The sequence below is a fragment of the Marinobacter santoriniensis NKSG1 genome (assembly GCF_000347775.1).
In the GTDB taxonomy this organism is placed as follows: Bacteria; Pseudomonadota; Gammaproteobacteria; order Pseudomonadales; family Oleiphilaceae; genus Marinobacter; species Marinobacter santoriniensis.
Window position 1 is genome coordinate 911781 of the sequence record NZ_APAT01000015.1, and the last position, 17254, is coordinate 929034.

The 17254-nt window shown below is 60.3% G+C and carries 15 protein-coding genes; 6 read left to right on the forward strand and 9 right to left on the reverse strand.

Annotated elements, in window-relative coordinates; translation table 11 throughout:
* The first annotated feature begins 226 nt into the window (after window positions 1–226).
* The gene (locus MSNKSG1_RS09945) at window positions 227–1123 is read left to right on the forward strand and encodes a haloalkane dehalogenase (RefSeq protein ID WP_008939131.1); all 897 of its coding nucleotides are present in this window, start codon (window positions 227–229) and stop codon (window positions 1121–1123) included.
* Here MSNKSG1_RS09945 and MSNKSG1_RS09950 read toward each other — a convergent pair.
* From MSNKSG1_RS09950 to MSNKSG1_RS09965, 4 genes are all read right to left on the reverse strand, one after another.
* Complete coding sequence (locus tag MSNKSG1_RS09950; RefSeq protein ID WP_008939132.1) at window positions 1120–2016, reverse strand: DMT family transporter; 897 nt, start codon at window positions 2014–2016, stop codon at window positions 1120–1122. The two genes, MSNKSG1_RS09945 and MSNKSG1_RS09950, sit on opposite strands and share 4 nt — an antisense overlap.
* A 106-nt stretch (window positions 2017–2122) precedes the next feature.
* A complete protein-coding gene (locus MSNKSG1_RS09955) occupies window positions 2123–4312 on the reverse strand; it encodes a hypothetical protein (protein ID WP_008939133.1) in 2190 nt (729 codons plus the stop codon).
* On the reverse strand, window positions 4309–5067 hold the full coding sequence (locus tag MSNKSG1_RS09960) for a TVP38/TMEM64 family protein (protein WP_008939134.1): 759 nt from the start codon (window positions 5065–5067) through the stop codon (window positions 4309–4311). The genes MSNKSG1_RS09955 and MSNKSG1_RS09960 overlap by 4 nt, the downstream gene beginning before the upstream one ends.
* 123 nt (window positions 5068–5190) lie before the next feature.
* Window positions 5191–5430 (reverse strand): TIGR02647 family protein, encoded by a 240-nt coding sequence (locus MSNKSG1_RS09965; RefSeq protein ID WP_008939135.1) that lies wholly within the window; start codon window positions 5428–5430, stop codon window positions 5191–5193.
* A 77-nt stretch (window positions 5431–5507) separates the two neighbouring features.
* Between MSNKSG1_RS09965 and MSNKSG1_RS09970 the strand changes: the two genes are divergently transcribed.
* Window positions 5508–6884 (forward strand): dicarboxylate/amino acid:cation symporter, encoded by a 1377-nt coding sequence (locus MSNKSG1_RS09970; protein WP_008939136.1) that lies wholly within the window; start codon window positions 5508–5510, stop codon window positions 6882–6884.
* Window positions 6885–6970: 86 nt separating this feature from the next.
* Entirely contained in the window at window positions 6971–7675 is a 705-nt protein-coding gene (locus MSNKSG1_RS19610; protein ID WP_008939137.1) for a transglycosylase SLT domain-containing protein, read from the forward strand.
* Between the two features lie 76 nt (window positions 7676–7751).
* On the opposite strand, the gene putA is transcribed toward MSNKSG1_RS19610, so the two are convergent.
* Window positions 7752–11381 carry a bifunctional proline dehydrogenase/L-glutamate gamma-semialdehyde dehydrogenase PutA gene (putA, locus tag MSNKSG1_RS09980; protein WP_008939138.1) on the reverse strand — a complete coding sequence of 1210 codons (3630 nt, stop codon included), beginning with the start codon at window positions 11379–11381 and terminating at the stop codon, window positions 7752–7754.
* A gap of 202 nt (window positions 11382–11583) precedes the next feature.
* On the opposite strand from putA, the gene MSNKSG1_RS09985 reads away from it, so the two are divergent.
* A complete protein-coding gene (locus MSNKSG1_RS09985; protein ID WP_008939139.1) occupies window positions 11584–12036 on the forward strand; it encodes a winged helix-turn-helix transcriptional regulator in 453 nt (150 codons plus the stop codon).
* Window positions 12037–12065: 29 nt separating this feature from the next.
* Here MSNKSG1_RS09985 and MSNKSG1_RS09990 read toward each other — a convergent pair whose 3' ends face one another.
* The gene (locus MSNKSG1_RS09990; RefSeq protein ID WP_008939140.1) at window positions 12066–12839 is read right to left on the reverse strand and encodes a hypothetical protein; all 774 of its coding nucleotides are present in this window, start codon (window positions 12837–12839) and stop codon (window positions 12066–12068) included.
* Window positions 12840–12913: 74 nt separating this feature from the next.
* On the opposite strand from MSNKSG1_RS09990, the gene MSNKSG1_RS09995 reads away from it, so the two are divergent.
* The gene (locus MSNKSG1_RS09995; RefSeq protein ID WP_008939141.1) at window positions 12914–13669 is read left to right on the forward strand and encodes a spermidine synthase; all 756 of its coding nucleotides are present in this window, start codon (window positions 12914–12916) and stop codon (window positions 13667–13669) included.
* A gap of 15 nt (window positions 13670–13684) precedes the next feature.
* On the opposite strand, the gene mtgA is transcribed toward MSNKSG1_RS09995, so the two are convergent.
* The gene (mtgA, locus tag MSNKSG1_RS10000) at window positions 13685–14362 is read right to left on the reverse strand and encodes a monofunctional biosynthetic peptidoglycan transglycosylase (RefSeq protein ID WP_008939142.1); all 678 of its coding nucleotides are present in this window, start codon (window positions 14360–14362) and stop codon (window positions 13685–13687) included.
* Between the two features lie 170 nt (window positions 14363–14532).
* On the opposite strand from mtgA, the gene MSNKSG1_RS10005 reads away from it, so the two are divergent.
* Entirely contained in the window at window positions 14533–14991 is a 459-nt protein-coding gene (locus tag MSNKSG1_RS10005; protein ID WP_008939143.1) for a hypothetical protein, read from the forward strand.
* On the opposite strand, the gene eutC is transcribed toward MSNKSG1_RS10005, so the two are convergent.
* Both eutC and MSNKSG1_RS10015 read right to left on the reverse strand, forming a co-directional pair.
* The gene (gene eutC, locus MSNKSG1_RS10010) at window positions 14988–15815 is read right to left on the reverse strand and encodes an ethanolamine ammonia-lyase subunit EutC (RefSeq protein ID WP_008939144.1); all 828 of its coding nucleotides are present in this window, start codon (window positions 15813–15815) and stop codon (window positions 14988–14990) included. The two genes, MSNKSG1_RS10005 and eutC, sit on opposite strands and share 4 nt — an antisense overlap.
* Window positions 15808–17226 carry an ethanolamine ammonia-lyase subunit EutB gene (locus MSNKSG1_RS10015; RefSeq protein WP_008939145.1) on the reverse strand — a complete coding sequence of 473 codons (1419 nt, stop codon included), beginning with the start codon at window positions 17224–17226 and terminating at the stop codon, window positions 15808–15810. Before MSNKSG1_RS10015 ends, eutC begins: the two co-directional genes overlap by 8 nt.
* Window positions 17227–17254 lie beyond the last annotated feature (28 nt).

A 17254-nucleotide genomic window follows, 5' to 3' on the forward strand; every position in this document is an offset into this window, starting at 1 on the left:
TTTTGTCACCTTTTGCCAGTCAATATGGTCGTTTGTGCCAATCAAAACGGTATGATCCCGCGTTCAGATCACAAAGTCAGTGACAAAAAGTATCTCCGTCCCTCACCGGCCGAAACCCCGCGTCTTTTGGCCCGCATCGACAATCACGACAATGTGTTGCATTCAGCCGAAAGGGATGGAAAGGTAAAGCGCGTCACGCCACAAGAACAAATCACGAGGATGAACGATGGATTTCGTAAGGACACCGGAAAAGCGCTTCGAGCGTCTGCTCGACTACCCCTTTGCGCCGAATTACCTGAGCATGGGTGAGATGCGCATGCATTACGTGGACGAGGGCCCTGAAACCGCAAACCCCATCCTCATGATGCACGGCGAGCCGTCCTGGTCGTATCTATACCGACACATGATCCCGGTGTGTGCAGCCGCCGGCCACCGGGTGATTGCTCCGGACCTGATCGGCTTCGGCAAATCCGACAAGCCGACCCGCGTAGCGGATTATTCCTACCAGGCGCACATGGACTGGATGCAGGCGTTTATTGACGGCCTCGAACTCGACAACATCACCCTCGTCTGCCAGGACTGGGGATCGCTTCTCGGGCTTCGCCTGGCGGCGGAAAACCCCGATCGTTTCCGCGCCATCGTGGTTGGCAACGGCATGTTACCGACAGGCGACCAGGCGGTACCGAAAGCCTTCCGGATCTGGCGTGCGTTTGCCCTGCACAGCCCCTGGTTTCCGATTGCCCGCATCATCAATACCGGATCGTTCCGGACACTCGGTCCCGATGAGCGTCGGGCTTACGACGCGCCGTTCCCCAACAAGACGTTCAAGGCGGGTGCCCGGGCATTTCCGGCGCTGGTTCCGATGTCACCGAATGATCCGGCCAGCGAACCCAATCGAAAGGCGTGGAAAGTGCTGGAGCAATGGCAGAAGCCGTTCCTGACCACCTTCAGTAACGGCGATCCCATTACTCGCGGCGGCGATCATTATATGCAGCAGAGGGTTCCGGGGGCCGCCAATCAGCCGCACACCACACTGACGGGCGGTCACTTCCTGCAGGAAGACTCCCCGGTCGACTTTGCCAATGCGATTAACGACTTGCTCAAGCGAATGGAAACCGCTTAAGCCGAACGGGCGGCTTTTGGCTTGGCCGTCACCAGGCCGACCCCGGTGATGGCCACCAAACCGCCAATGATGGCAACCGGGCCAAGCCGCTCATCGAAAAGAAGGAAGGCCTCAAGCGCGGTCACCGGAGGCACCAGATAGAACAGGCTCGCCACCTGGGAGGCCGCTCCCCGGCGAATCAGCCACATCAGGATCAGGATCGCGCTGACCGACAGGCCGAAGACCAGCCAGCCAAGAGCCAGCTGAAACTGGAGCGTCCACTGCACTTCGCGGGTTTCCAGCGCGAAGGCCCCGATACCGAACACCGTTGCGGCGGCGGCATACTGGATCATGGTTCCCGCCACCAGATCCACGCCGGTTCCGAAGCGTTTCTGATAGACCGTGCCCAACGAAATGCCGACCAGCGCCAGCAAGGCCCATATAAGCGTAAGCGGCGGGACGCCGGCATCAGCGGACGGCGTCCCCAGCTTTTCAACCAGCACCAGTGCCACACCTAGCAGGCCGAGCCCAAGCCCGGCCCACTGCCGGCCGGAGACCGGTTCGCGAAGAAAGACCACCGCCGCGAGCGCCGTTACCAGAGGCTGCAGCCCCACGATGAGTGACACCACGCCCGCCGGCATGCCCTGATCAATGGCATAAAACACGCCCCCGAGATAGAACCCGTGCACCAGCACACCGGTCACGGCCAGATGGCCGGCGCCCCGCCATCCCGGCCATCTGGATTTCATGGCCACCGCCAGAATCCCCAGCGGAATCAGCGTCAGCAGCATACGAATCAACAGCAGAGTGAAAGGCTCTGCGTAGGGCAGCCCAAACTTTCCGCCAATAAATCCGGTGCTCCAAAGCCAGACAAACAGCGCGGGCACGAAGAACGAGTAAAAAACCGGTGGCATAGTGGCTGGTCCATCTCTCTGACAGGTGCAAACCGCCAGTGTACAGCTTTAACAGGCAGCCAGACAGAAACAGAGCCACCACCACGTAAGCGGTACAGTTTTCCCGTCACTGGTCCGGCAAGCGCACGTCCACGGTCGGCGGCTGTCCGAACCAATCGCCCTGCCAGGTTACCCGGGCCGGTTCCCCCTGCCTCGGCTCGACGGTTACCGTGATCGGCCCGAATGCCGTCGGTGCCGGCCCGAAGCGAATCGGTTTATCCTGTTCCAACCAACGGCGGGGCAGTCCGGAACACAGCACCAGGCGATCCCCTTCTTCCCGGACAAAGCAGTTCCGAATCATCAACACCCATTCGGCCGCAGCCCAGACGTGATGGCCATCGCCCATACAGCCACCGCCCGTCCCCGGATGGATTGCTTCCGGCCACTGTCCTGTCGGCGAAGCCAGGTCGGCCACCGCATCCATTAACTGCTCGTGGCGCCGGTCACCCGCGCGCAACAGAACCTGGGCCACATGCAAAGTGAGGTAGGCGTTGAGCCCGGAATGAATCATATCCTGGTAGAAGGCCCCTTTCACAAAGCACCGATCGAGCAGGAATTCCACGCAGTCCAGCAGCCGGGGATCGTTCGGTTCAGCCTGCTGGGTGGGGTATCCAAAGGCCAGAGATCCGATGGCACCGGCGTCCAGCCGACGGTAGGGCGAGGCGGGCATACCAGGGCGTCCCAGTCTCTGTTCGCACGTCGTTAGGCTCCGGTCAACGGCTCTGGCGAAGGCCTTGGCGGTCTCGGCAAATTCCCGACTGATCCTCTCGTCCGAGCCCTTCAGGAGTTTCGAGGCGGCTTCAAGCCCGGCGATGCCCCAGAAGTCATCCCAGTAATAGTAATCGTTGGGGCCAAGATGCTCGGCACTGAATCCGGCCGGAAGCAACCCGGCATGGGGTTGTTCGAGATTCTCGCTCAGTCGCTTGTTGCCGATCCAGCGGCCTCCTTTGCGCACCGCCTCTTTCCAGTGTTCGGGCAACGGCTGGCCGGTCAGGGCGCAGAAACGCTCCATGATCCAGAGCACTTCACCGTTGGCGTCCCATTCCCCTTCCTGGGAGCGGAAATAGCCATCCCGCATCTGACGGGTTTCAAAGCGATTCAACGCCCGTTCCGCACGTTCCGTCAGGCCGGCGCATAGCAACGCGTGGACGATGAAGGCGGCGTCGCGAAACCAGAACCGCTTGTAGGTATACGGCCCCGGATAGACATCCGCCGGCGAATGGAGGATCAGAGAGTTGATTGCGGCCTGGTAAAGCGACTGGTATCGGTCATCCGGACAGTCCAGTCGCGCCACTTTGTCCTGCTCCTGAAACCATGCGTCGGGACCGGTGATCGCTGCGTCGGAATCGGTCAGCGGAACACTTACGGTCAGGGAACTGCGCTCACCGGCGCGGACAGGGAACAAAGCAGCGGCGGTTACCATACCCACATCGCAATGCGCTTGTGTCTCTTCGATCCGATCTTTCAGGTGGATGTGCACATCGCCCTGGTGATAGTCGGAAACATGGTGGGAGGCGACGGCCTGACTGAACCTCACTGAATGTTTGTCATCCACAAACCAGCCGTCGCGATCCGCCCGGAGCTGGACCCGGTGCACAAAGCTCACGCCCTCAGGATTCGCGGGCCGAAGCGATACCACCAGCGATCCGGTGACTTTGGAGTCTGCCTCCAGCGTCATCTTGCACACCGGCCGGCCATCCTCCACTTCAACCCGGCTGCGGGTGATGAGACGCAGGTCGTCCTCCCCGGTTTCGGTGACTATGGCCGGGACGCCTCCGAGTTCCTGCCATTGCCGACTGTGCCGGGCCCGGGATGGCAGCAGGCAACGACCGTCCTCGGCAAGCAGCCAGCCATCGAGGGACCAGCCATCGTAAAACGGCGTCAACAGGCCCCTCGGATCGACAATGGGGAGCTCGTCCACATCGGGCTGCCCCACCGCTGTCCAGTTGCGGTTGGTCAAATTGATGTGCGTGATGGAAAAGGCACGGGGCACGAAGGCCTGGTCGAGCGGATCGAACTGCCGTTCCACCCAATAGGGCCATACCCAGTCCAGGTTGTGCTGGATAACCCGGCTGTTGATCAGCCCGCGGGCATGAAAGACCACACCCGCCCGTAACAGTTCAATGGGTTCACCGACTTCCGAGGGCTGGGCAAAGCCGTGCAGCTTGCTCAGCAACGCGATCGGGTCCAGAAAGCCGTGCCGACGGGCCACCCGTTTGACGATGAAGCGCCAGGGGAACCATCTCAGCCAGCTCATTCGGAGTCCTCCTTCGTCATGGGCTCGGTTTCCATGCGGTACTGCGCCAGGGCACGCCGGGCAAGACGATTGAGAAAGGCCACGGCCAGAACCGTCCCGACAAAACCGGCACCGTAGATTGCCCACTCCAGAGGCGTTCTTGCCGTCTCGCGCGCTCCCATTGTCGACAGATCCGCGGCAATGGAGCCGATATAAACGTTATGAAGGGAAAACGGAATCACGCCGACAAACGTCCCCGCCACAAAACCGGAGAATGAAAAATTGGTCAGCCCGAACAGGTAATTCGACAACTTGCCGGGGAAAAACGGCACCAGGCGGGTCAGCAGGACGATCTTCCAGCCATGGGGCGCCATCTCGTCGGTCACCATGGACAGCTTGGCACGGTTGCGGATGTAAATATGGGCGCTTTCACCAAACAGGTGTCGGGCGATCAGGAACGCGAGAGTGGCGCCCAACGTCGTTCCTGCAACCACATAAGCCGTCCCGGGCAGGACGCCAAAGACAAAGCCGGCTCCGGTTGTCAGCAGAATGCCCGGCAACAGAAGCAACATGGCCAGCGCCATCAGAATAATGAACAGAACGGCCGCCCAGGCACCCTGGCGATCAAACCACTGAAGCAGCGCCACAATCTGGTGGTGGACACCAAATGCATAGAGTGCCGCCACAAGCAGCCCCACCCCCAGAGCACTGCCGGCTATCCACAGGAGGGGGGAGGTAATCCAGCTGGCTCGTTGTTTCGGTTCGGACTCTGACACCAGACTCTCCACCCGTTGCCAATCGGGACACGCGTTGAAAGGCGCTCCAACCGGTTACCAGCCTAACCCGACCCGACCGTCACAACCAAAGGGCACAACCTGTGGAAGTCACTTACACCGTTGTCACTGGCTGGCAAGAATCCCCTGCAGCTTCTCGGTCAGTTCAACCGCCTCGCTGCCCAGCGGAGTCAGGTAACCGCCGTCTTTCTGGCTGATCAGCCCCTTCGAAAACAGGCTCTCGGCAGCGCGTACGGTCTCGGGGGCGGCCGAATGACTGTGAACCTTGATGCCCTCCTGGGTGGACGTGGAAGGGAACTGGAGCAAGAGATTGAGTTCGGAAAGGTGGTTCGGAGAGAATGGCATGCTATTTCCTTTTATGATTGAACTGCTTTCAGTCTAGGCTTAGGTGGACACATGGCAAGAACACGGATGCTCCAACAATGACAGATCACAAGGGAAATTTCACCGAGGCTCCTCTGCGCCCGTTCCGGCACCTCAGTGTGTATCTGTCCGGACTGGTCAAGGGCCGGCTATGGCTCAAGGTTCTGATTGGCATGGGGCTGGGCCTGATCACCGGAACGCTCCTGGGACCATCCGTCGGTCTGGTATCACCGGCCACCGGCACTCTGATCGGTAACTGGCTGGCCTTTCCGGGACAACTGTTCCTTGCGACGATCCAGATGATCGTGATCCCGCTGGTTATTGCGTCTGTTATCCGGGGACTGGCGGCGAGTGAAAACCTCGACCAGCTCCGCAAGCTGGGCTTGCGGGTTTCGGCGTTTTTCGTGGTAACGACAGCGTTGGCTGCATCCATCGGCCTCTGGATCGGGAACCTGATCAGTCCGGGGGATATGATGACCGGTCTGATGGCACCGCCCGCCCCGGCAGACGGCCAGGAGCTCGCCCAAACGGTACCCGCACTCGGCGACCTGCCCGGGACTCTGATCGGTCTGCTGCCGGGTAACCCGCTGGACGCCATGGTTGAAGGTCAGATGCTGCAGATCGTCATTTTCTCGATCGTCGTCGGTATCGCACTGGTTACGATGGCGCCGGAAAAATCCCGCCCGATGCTGGATCTGCTGGATTCCCTGCAACAGGTCTGCATGACGGTGGTGAAATGGGCAATGCGACTCGCTCCGTTCGCGGTATTCGGGCTGATGGCCCAGCTCACCACCACGATCGGTTTCCGGTCTATGCTCGGCATGGCCGCCTACGTCATGACGGTCCTGATTGCCCTGCTGGTACTCATGGCCGTGTACCTGGTATTCCTGAAAGTGGCCATCGGGCAACCGCCTCTGAAATTCCTGAAGGATACCCGGGACGTTCTCCTGCTGGCCTTCTCCACATCCAGCTCCGCTGCGGTCATGCCGCTGTCCATTCGGACAGCCGAGGACAAACTGGGTGTGCGACCCTCCATTGCGGAATTTGTCATTCCACTGGGGGCGACCATCAACATGAACGGCACGGCCCTTTACCAGGCGGTAGCGACAGTCTTCCTGGCCCAGGTCTACGGCATTGATCTGGGCATGGGAAGTCTGGCACTGGTGGTGGCCATGGCGGTCGGAGCCTCGATCGGTTCACCCGCCACACCAGGCGTGGGCATTGTGATACTGGCAATGGTACTCGAAACCGTGGGCATTCCCGCTTCGGGCATCGCGCTGATCATGGGTGTAGACCGGATTCTGGATATGTGTCGTACTGCAATAAACGTGACCGGCGACCTGGTGACCTGCCGGCTTATGGAAAACTGGTCAGGCACCCGGCTGTCACAGGAACCGGCCACAGAGAAACCTGCCGCTGCATTTCGTAACGAATAATGAGAGGCCGGTCCTTTGCCTCAGTCGCCCATGCTGAAATAATGAGGGTCTCTGGGTATTCCGCGATTGGCCGCTTGGCTCAAACCATGACACGACGATCAGACTCCATTCTCTCAACTGCCGTTGCTCTCTGTCTGCTGCTGACGTCCCTGCCGGCCGCTGGAGGGGGAATCAAACGCATCGTCCATCCCGACGGCACCGTCGAGTTCACCAACAGCACAGACTCCGACGCGCCCATCGCCTCCACCGCCAGCGCGACGGTCTATCGTTTCAAAGACAAGAACGGCGTGGTCTCTTACAGTGGGGTTCGCCCGCGCAACGCCTCCTTCGACGTCATCCACTTCCAGTGCTATGCCTGTGATCCGGATTCCACCATCGACTGGCGCAAAACGCCGCTGTTCCTGAAGCCCTACCGACAGGAGATCCGGACCGCCGCCCGGAAGTACGACGTCGACCCGGCCCTTGTCCGTGCGGTCATCCATGCCGAATCCGGTTTCAATGCCGATGCCGTATCGCCCCGCGGCGCCCAGGGGCTGATGCAGCTCATGCCGGGAACCGCCCGGGAACTGGGGGTATCGAATGCCCTGGAAGCGGCCGACAACATTCGTGGCGGGGTCAGCTATCTGGCCCGGATGCTTCGGAAATTTGGCGGCAATGTCCGACTGGCGACGGCGGCCTACAACGCTGGCCCGGGTGCCGTCACCCGCTACAAGGGCGTTCCTCCCTACGCCGAGACCAAGGCCTACGTCGAGCGCGTGGGCATCCTTCGGGACCGGTACGCTTCCAACTGAACACAACCGGCAGCGCACCCATAAAAAAGCCCCCGGACAGGCTCTCTGTCCGGGGGCTTTTCAATCGGCGTTGTTGTTACTCGGCGGACGCAATCAGGCTGGCGTTACCACCTGCCGCCGTAGTATCAACACACAGATGCCGTTCGATCACGAAGCGCTGGTCCAGCGTATGCTCGGTGATGATCGGCAGCAACGCCCCATCACGTTTGGCCAGGGCCTGACGGTACTGTTTCAGCAAAGGCTTCTCGGCCACACTGACCGCCGCCTCGAAACCGGACAGCTCGGTCAGCGCATCCGGGTCCAACACACCATCGATCGCCGCAATCGGCAGACCGGCCCCGGCGGCATCCGCCACTTTTTTCTCGGCATCGGGCGCAATCACCACAACCTGGTTGCCCTGGGACAGCGCGGTTGCTGCCTGCTCCATGGCGGAATCCGCATCGGGTCCCAGACAGAGCACGACACCACGAGCGTGGAAGGACAGATGATTCTGCTCACCGGTGGGTCCGGGCATTTCCAGATAGCCCTTGTCCATGGGCGCGGGAACGTCACCGAAGAACGGTTTCAGCGTCTCCTGGCGCGCCTCCGGCTTGGGTGCCTTGATCGCTGCCACCTGATCGATCAGCTTCTGTACCTTGCCCGCACCGATGACCTTGTCGCTGGAGCTGGACGGTCTCTCGATGGTCTCACCCTTGAGGAAACGGCGGACATACAACGGACCACCGGCCTTCGGACCAGTGCCGGAGAGGCCCTCACCACCGAATGGCTGGGAACCGACGATGGCGCCGATCTGGTTCCGGTTCACGTAGGTGTTACCAACGTGGATCCGGCTGGCAATATGCTCGATCCGGCGATCGACCCGACTATGAATACCGAAGGTCAGACCGTAGCCCTTGGCATTGACCGCATCGACCACCTTGTCGATGTCCTTGGCCTCGAACGTTGCCACATGCAGGACCGGACCGAATATCTCTTCCTCCATTTCCTCAATCCCGCTGACCCTCAGCACCGCGGGCGACACAAAACGGCCCTTGCCGGGTACGTCGATTTTCTTCAACAGCTTGCCGGCTTGCTCGAACTTGTTGCAGTGATCAACGATCTTCTTCTGGGATGGTTCATCGATTACCGGTCCCACATCGGTGGACAGCTGCCACGGATCGCCAATGCCGAGTTCCTCCATAGCACCGTAGAGCATCTCCAGAAGGTGATCGGCAATGTCTTTCTGGACATAGAGCATCCGCAGTGCGGAGCAGCGCTGACCGGCGCTCTGGAACGACGACGCCAGCACGTCCCGGACGACCTGTTCAGGCAGCGCCGTCGAATCGACGATCATGGCGTTCAGACCACCGGTTTCCGCCACCAGCGGTGCGTCTGGCGCCATATTCTCGGTCATGGCCTTGTTGATACGCTGGGCCGTCGCCGTGGAGCCAGTGAAGCACACACCGGTCACCCGCGCATCCGAGGTCAGCGCAGAGCCAACCGTCGAGCCGGTGCCCGGCAACAACTGGATGGCATCCCGGGGAATGCCCGCTTCGTGCATCAGCTCGACCGCCCGCGCGGCCAGAAGCGAGGTGTGTTCAGCCGGTTTGGCGACGACCGCATTGCCCGCGGACAGGTTCGCCAGGATCTGGCCGGTAAAGATCGCCAGCGGGAAGTTCCAGGGCGAGATACAACACATCACACCCCGGGCCTCGCCATCCTGTTCGTAGCGGATGCCTTCATTGGCATAGAACATCGCGAAGTCCACGGCTTCACGGATTTCCGCCACCGCGTCCAGCAGGGACTTACCCGCCTCCCGGGTGGTCAGCGCGAACAGCTCGTGGGCATTCGCCTCGTAGAGGTCACCCACCTTGCGAACACACACAGCCCGTTCCTCCGCAGACCGGGCAGACCAGCTCTTGAAACCTTCCTGTGCGGCGTCCAGTGCTGCACTGATGTCGGCTTCGGACGTGAAGGTCATGTGTCCCACCAGGTCATCGGGGTCGGCCGGGTTGCGAACCTCATGGACGTCCTCGCTGGAAGACTCGACAGCGAGGATGGGGCCACCCTTCCACTGATGCTCCCGGAACTTGCCGCGCCCCTCTTCAATCTCTGCCACGGTAACAGGATCGGTGATGTCCCAGCCCTTGGAGTTACGACGCTGGTCTCCGAAGATCTTCGCCGGCGGCACAATGGCTTTGCTTGAGATATCCTTGCCCAGGGCGACCACTGCGTCGATCGGATCCCTGGCAATTTCTTCGGGCGTAATGCTGGTATCGACAATCTGGTTCACGAAGGAGCTGTTGGCACCGTTCTCCAGCAGACGGCGGACAAGGTAAGCCAGCAGGTCCTTGTGGGCACCGACCGGCGCGTAGATCCGACACGGGACGCCGCTGTCCTGCAGCACCTGATCGTGCAGGGACTCACCCATGCCATGCAGACGCTGGAATTCGAATTTCGAGCGGTCGAGATCCTTGGCCAGCTCCAGAACCGCCGACACCGAGTGGGCATTATGGGTCGCAAACTGCGGGTAGATCCGGTCGGTCATGCCCATCAGTTGTTTGGCGCAGGACAGGTAGGAAACGTCACTGCATGCCTTGCGGGTAAACACCGGGAAGTCACTCAGGCCCATAACCTGGGCACGCTTGATCTCAGCGTCCCAGTATGCGCCTTTCACCAGGCGCACCATGATGCGGCGGTCCAGCTTCTCGGACAGCGCGTACAGCCAGTCCAGGGTCTGGGCTGAGCGCTTGCCGAACGCCTGGACCACGACACCGAAACCATCCCAGCCCTTCAGCTCTGGATCGGACAGGATCGCTTCAATCACATCGAGGGACAGATCGAGACGATCCTGCTCTTCGGCGTCGATGTTGAAGCCCATGTTCGCTGCGGCGGCCTTTTTAGCCAGCTTCAGTGCCCGGGGCATCAGTTCGTTCATCACACGTTCTTTCTGGCCATACTCGTAGCGGGCCAGCAGAGCCGAGAGCTTTACGGAGATGCCCGGGTTGGTACGCACATCGCCTTTGCAATTCTTGCTGATGCTATCAATGGCATCGGAGTAGGACTGGTAATAGCGCTGGGCGTCTGCATCCGTGCGGGCGGCTTCGCCGAGCATGTCGTAGGAATAGGTGTAGCCACGTTCAACGTAGGACTTACCCCGGTCCTGGGCTTCCTCGATGTCACGCCCCAGAACAAACTGGCGGCCCATTTCTTTCATCGCCTGACCAGCCACGGTGCGAACCACCGGCTCGCCCATGCGTTTGACCAGCTTGCGCAGGGTCTCGCCAACACTCTGCCGCTCGGAATCCTTGAGCAGGTTGCTGGTCATAAGCAGAGCCACGGTCGCGGAATTGATCATGCCGGACTTGGCCTTGCCGACATGCGCACCCCAGTTGCCCGAGGTGATCTTGTCTTCGATCAGGTCGTGAATGGTCAGGTTATCCGGGACCCGAAGCAATGCTTCGGCCAGGCACATCAGCGCAACGCCTTCCTTGGTGGTCAGTCCGTACTCCGCCAGAAATTTCTCCATGATGGTCGGGCTGGCATTGTTGCGGACGCTACGCACCAGGTCTGCGGCACGGGCGGAAATGGCCTCGCGCTCGGCCTGGGACAACTGAGCGTCAGCAATCAGTCGATGAATGACCTCATACTCGCCCGCCAGGTAGTTCCTGCGAATGGCCTGACGGCTTTCCTCAAGCGTTGGAGTCGCTGATTGCTGCGGTCCCATGATCGTACCCTCCTCGTTGTTGGTCTCTTAACCGCATTTTAGCGAAGCTTGTACAAGTCATTCTCCTATTACGCCCAGGTTTTGACCGACATTGTTCTTTTTTTAAAACAGAAAAATGTATATTTTTACTGCCTATCCACTAAAATTGGTTATTTCGACTTTTGGCCAGGATTTGTACTGGTGTTCTGAAAGGATAGCAGCCATGACGGAACTCGACAGGATCGACCTATCGATCATTCGGGAATTACAGAGAAACGGCCGGATCACGGTAACGGATCTGGCCTCCAGGGTCGGCCTGTCCAAAACGCCCTGCCAGGTCCGGATGCGCCGCCTGGAAGAACAGGGCTACATCACCGGCTACACCGCACTGCTAAACCAGACCAAACTGGGGCTGGCCCATATCGCCTTCGCCCAGGTCACGCTCAACGACACCAGCAGCAAAGCGCTGGCCGCTTTCAACGAGGCGGTGCGACAGATCGCGGCGGTCGAGCAATGCCACATGATGGCGGCGAACTTTGACTACCTGCTGAAAATCCGGACCCGTAACATGGCCGAGTATCGACAGGTGCTGGGTGAACAGGTCTCCAGCCTGCCGCACGTGCTGCAAACCAGTACCTTTGTGGTTATGGAAAGCGTGAAAGATGCCGGCCTCTAGGCCGGGTTCGGGACCATCCAGGGCTGACCTCAGCCAGCAAGCGCCAGGCCAAGCTCTTTGCGGTAGAGAACATTGCCGATACCCAATACGATTCGCTCGACCGATACATCTTCCGATACCGGACTGTCCGGCCGATTCTCCATAATCAGCACCGCGCGCAGGAGGTCAAGCAGACGAATAACCAGGTCGATCGTGGCAAAATCCTCCGGTGCTGCCGCCATTTCGCGAACCACATATGCCCGCGCCGACTCCACCACATACGCCTGATTCCGGTTCAACCGGGACGTATTCAGTGCCTTGAGTGACTCGAACCGGTCTTCCCGTTCCCGACGAATCGCCTCCATGCACAACTCCCGGGAATGTGCCGGCGAGTCCGCCTGACGGAGCAGGCCGGCAAGCCGGAAGTCAACGGTACCCTCGTGACGCTGTTCCTCGAACTCCTGTTCCAGGGACTCCCGGGCTTGCGGCAGGTATTTGCGCACGGCCTGCTCCCTCGCCTCCACCATGTCATCCAGGGAAGCGGCACTTACCATGCCGCTCATCACCTGCACGCAATAGGTGAAATGTTCCCAGAGGTCTGGCGTGATGCGGTCGGGATCGTCAGGTAACAGGCGGGCAATCGCCGCGAAGTGGAAATACAGGCTGGTCACTTCCTTTTCGGCGAGCCCGGAGGTACGGACGACCTCCGGTACACCGATCCGCCGAATGTCCTTCAGCAGCCGGGGAAACAGAATCAGGACATAATGCCTGGCGCCCTCGGTAAGAGCCCCGACAGCGCGCGCATGACCTGCTTGATCGGTCACTTTCCGGTATCCTCCTTTAGCCGGGCCACAACGGCTCTTACTGTAACCATAGCCCAAATGCCGGGGGAGTGACGATGCAAAAGCCGGAAATCCGGGGCGACATAGTCCATGTCACCCGGGATGCTGTGGGCAATATACTGGTGATTGACGACCGCAAACACCGAGTGCTCAGCTTCGACTCGGTGTTTGAACAGAGCAAGATCGCCCGCGCCGCGCCCCACGTGCCAGTACATGAATACAGCCGTGCCATGCTGTTACCCGCAGCGTTCGCGACGCCGGCCCACGTCACCGTGTTGGGAATGGGCGGCGGAGCCCTCGCCCACGGCCTGTACCACCTGCTTCCGGACTGTGCCGTGCATGTGGTCGAGCTTCGTCCGAAAGTAGTCGAAGTGGCCCATGAATGGTTCGCGCTACCACGGTCTGACCGCCTTGAGATCACCCTCGGCGATGCCCGCAAAATCGTTGCGGATCTGCCCGCGGCCAGCACCCGGATGATCTTTACCGATCTCTATGGCGCCGACCGGATGAGCCCGGCCCAGGCGCAGCGCCGGTTCATCAAGGATTGCAGCCAGGCCCTGTCCGACGACGGCTGGCTGATCCTGAATTATCACCGCCCGCCCGATGAAACCAGCCCCCTGTACCGGGAACTGGTCAGACAATTCCCCTGCCTGCTGTACTTCAGAAGCCGGACCAACAACACGGTGATTTACGGCTGCAAGGAACCCTTCTATCCCTGGCCGTTGGACCTGCCTCATCTGGCAGCACTGGAGGCAAGGCTACCCATTGGCTGGCGCAAACTGATGAAGAAGCTGATGATTGCGGAGGTCTGAGATTCTGATCCGGTCTCAAAGGCGCTTAAGATACCCGGCCCCCAACTGCGCCATCTGACGGCGAATCCATCGAACCCGCTCCCAAACATAGGACGTGGGCTGATCGACACGCAGTATCCGCGGATTGGGAAGCACCGCAGCCAGCATGGCCGCCTGGGTCCGCGACAACTGACTCGCCGGGATCCCGAAAAAGGCCTGACTAGCGGCCCCAACGCCATAAATACCCGGGCCGAATTCAGCAACGTTCAGGTACACCTCCAGGATCCGCTGTTTGGACCAGAGCGCCTCAAGCGTAAGCGCCAGTCCTGCTTCCAACGCCTTTCGAACGAAGCTCCGGCCGTTCCACAGGAACAGATTCTTGGCCGTTTGCTGGGTGATGGTGCTGGCACCTCGAAGTCCGTCGCCATCGATGTATTCCGACACGGCATGTTGAATGGCCCGGAAATCCACGCCCCAATGATAGGGAAAACGCTGATCCTCACTGGCGACCACCGCCAGCGACATCCAGGCAGAGATCCGGTCGTACGACACCCACTCCTGCCGGAGATCCGGAGCCTGGTGCGTCACCTTGTACGTGAGCATGAAAGCCGACGTCGGCGGGTTCACAAAGCGGAACACGAGCACCAGGGCCGTCACGATCAGCAGCAGCCCCAGGAAGGTCCAGGCCACCCAGCGAAGTATCTTGGCAGACATCAATCGGGATCTCTCCATCGGAAAGCGCTCAATCTACCATCCAGGCCAGCAAAGGCCTTCAGTAATGATTCGGAGATTAATAAACCCTAAGACGGCGGCAAGCAAATCCGAAAAGAGAATCGGTAGCCTGTCGTGACAGATTCCCAACGTGATTTCGGAGCACAGAATCCATGATCCACCTGCTGACCGCCATCCCGATCCGCGCCCTGTTTGCGAGACTGTTTTCACTCCTGTTTTTCGGCCTGGCGTTCTGTCTGATTTCAGCGACGGCCATTGATCTGTTTGAACAGCTGGGCGCGGGGCTCGAGCTGATACAGGTTCTGATCAAGGCCGTTAATGGCAGCATCATTGCCCTGGCTGTTTACGAACTGGCCATGGTGATACGGTCCGAATACAGCGGGCATTCCGAATCCCACGACGTCATCACCATGCTCCGGCGCACGCTTCCTCGATTTATTGGCACTGCCTGCGTCGCAATGTCGCTGGAAGGCCTGATCATGATCATCAAGTACAGCCAGCTTGAGCTGGCAGGCAACCTTTACTACCCGGTTGCGATTATTGTCAGCACAGCCCTGCTACTGGCCGCGCTGGGCGTCTTCCTGAGACTGGCCCCCCGGACCGAGGATTAACCCGTCAGGAAATTACCGGGGCCCGTTACGCATTCCAGAACAGGGGTTTCCGACCGGTCCTTCAGCGACACCCCCGAGATTTTCAACCGCCGGGCTTCTTGCAGCAGATACAGGGCCCGTCGGCTCGCCTCCCGGACATCAAGTCCGGCCGGCCGGATGTTGGAGATGCAGTTGCGTTCCGCATCGGTCCGGCCGGGTGCCGGTGCCCAGGTCAGGTAGAGCCCCAGACTGTCAGGGGAACTGAGCCCTGGGCGTTCACCGACGAGCACCAGAACGGCCCGGGCATTCAGGAGATCGCCGATTTCATCGCCCACCGCCACCCGGGCCTGCTCAACCACCGTGATCGGTGCCAGGGACCACGTTTCGCCAGACGCATCCAGCTGTGACAGAAAGGCTTCAAGAAAGGGGCCTGTATTGTTCTGGACGGCAAAGGAGGACAGACCATCGGCCACCACGACGGCCAGATCCACCGGCGATGCGGCGGATGCTTCCGGCATATGCAATCGGGACCGGGAGTCTTCATCCAGACAGCGCCCCAGATCGGGACGCTGCAGATAGGTCACCCGATCGACGGCCCGGCTGTGCAGACGCAGCGGCGCCCGGCCTGAGATCCGTTCCAGTTGCTCGCACAATGTCGTCATATCCAGAGCCAGGTGTACGGCATCGCGGGCCTGGGCGTGGGCGAGCTGAAAGGCCAGCAGTTCACTCGTGGGGAGGCTGACTCCAGCGCGTCCCAGCCCGATCCGGGCATCGGTATAGGCTCTCAGCCTACGCCAGGGATTGGCGGTGACCGCCGGGGTTGGTGTTTTTTTGCCCTCAGCCATGCCCGACTCCTGTCCCACTGGAAGGCAGGCGCTTCAATGCCGTCGCAAATCGCTCCGGCACATAGGCCATCAAGCGCCCTGTCTCGCTCTGGATGATCTGCATATCCACCAGCCAGCGCTCAAATTCGGGTGCAGGCTTGAGCCCGAGGACCTGTCGCACGTACAACGCATCGTGAAACGAGGTGGTCTGGTAGTTCAGCATGATGTCGTCCGATCCGGGGATTCCCATGATGAAGTTGCACCCGGCCACACCCAGCAGGGTCAGCAGGTTATCCATGTCGTTCTGGTCGGCTTCCGCATGGTTGGTGTAGCAGATGTCGCAGCCCATGGGCAGGCCCAGCAACTTGCCACAGAAATGGTCCTCCAGGCCCGCCCGGATGATTTCCTTGCCATCAAACAGGTATTCGGGACCAATAAAACCAACGACGGTATTCACCAGCAGCGGCTCAAACTTGCGTGCAACGGCGTAGGCCCGGGCCTCGCAGGTCTGCTGATCCAGCCCGTGGTGAGCATCTGCAGAGAGGGCACTGCCCTGCCCGGTTTCGAAATACATCACATTGTCGCCCAGGGTTCCGCGTTTGAGTGACAATGCCGCATCCCGGGCCTCTCTCAAAACTGCCAGATCCACTCCGAAACTTCGGTTCGTGGCTTCGGTGCCACCAATGGACTGGAATACGAGATCCACGGGCGCGCCCTGCTCCATCGCCTCAAGCGTATTGGTCACGTGTGTCAGCACGCAGGACTGGGTGGGAATGGCGTATTCACGGATCACATCGTCAACCAGATTGAGCAACCGGACGCTCTGAGACACATTGTCCGTGGCGGGATTGATGCCAATCACGGCATCCCCGTTTCCGTAGAGCAGTCCATCCAGGATACTGGCCGCAATGCCGGTGACATCATCTGTGGGATGGTTGGGCTGCAGCCGGGTCGACAAGCGCCCGGGCTGGCCAATGGAACTGCGAAAGGCCGTCTCGACGCGGCACTTTTTGGCAACCAGGATCAGATCCTGATTGCGCATCAGCTTGCTCACTGCGGCCACCATCTCCGGCGTCAGTCCGGGGCGAAGAGCCGTCAGCATCTCCGGCGTGGCATCATCGCTGAGCAGCCAGTTCCGGAAGTCACCCACCGTCAGATGGGCAATGGGATCGAAGGCGCTCAACTGATGGTCGTCCAGAATCAGGCGGGTAATTTCGTCCGCTTCGTAGGGAATCAGCGCTTCGTTCAGAAACGATTTCAGCGGCACCTCGGCAAGGGCCATCTGCGCAACAACCCGTTCCTCGGCAGAACGCGCCATCACACCGGCCAACCGGTCGCCCGATCGAGCCGGTGTCGCCCTCGCCATCAAATCCGCCAGCCCCTCGAAGCGATACACCCGCTGCCCCAGGGTATAGCGATAAGCCTTGCCCATCCGTGCCCGCCTCCTGTAAAACGTCAGC